1 rRNA gene is annotated in these 617 nt (G+C 54.0%); it reads right to left on the bottom strand.

Going from position 1 to position 617, the window contains the following annotated elements:
• A 23S ribosomal RNA gene (locus FT726_RS27590) occupies positions 1 to 617 on the bottom strand; the annotation flags it as partial.

Here is a 617-nt window from a genome sequence, read left to right on the forward strand (position 1 = left end):
CGAGTTCTCTCAAGCGCCTTGGTATTCTCTACCTGACCACCTGTGTCGGTTTGGGGTACGATTTCGTGTTACCTGGAGCTTAGAGGCTTTTCCTGGAAGCAGGGCATCAGTTACTTCACCGCCGTAGCGGCTCGTCATCACGCCTCAGTGTTAAAGAAGACCGGATTTGCCTGGTCTTCACACCTGCACGCTTAAACCGGGACAACCGTCGCCCGGATAACCTAGCCTTCTCCGTCCCCCCTTCGCAGTAACACCAAGTACAGGAATATTAACCTGTTTCCCATCGACTACGCTTTTCAGCCTCGCCTTAGGGGTCGACTCACCCTGCCCCGATTAACGTTGGACAGGAACCCTTGGTCTTCCGGCGAGCGGGCTTTTCACCCGCTTTATCGTTACTTATGTCAGCATTCGCACTTCTGATACCTCCAGCATGCCTCACAGCACACCTTCAGCGGCTTACAGAACGCTCCCCTACCCAACAACACATAGTGTCGCTGCCGCAGCTTCGGTGCATGGTTTAGCCCCGTTACATCTTCCGCGCAGGCCGACTCGACCAGTGAGCTATTACGCTTTCTTTAAATGATGGCTGCTTCTAAGCCAACATCCTGGCTGTCTGT

Source organism: Pantoea sp. Morm, assembly GCF_016643525.1.
Taxonomy (GTDB): domain Bacteria; phylum Pseudomonadota; class Gammaproteobacteria; order Enterobacterales; family Enterobacteriaceae; genus Pantoea; species Pantoea dispersa.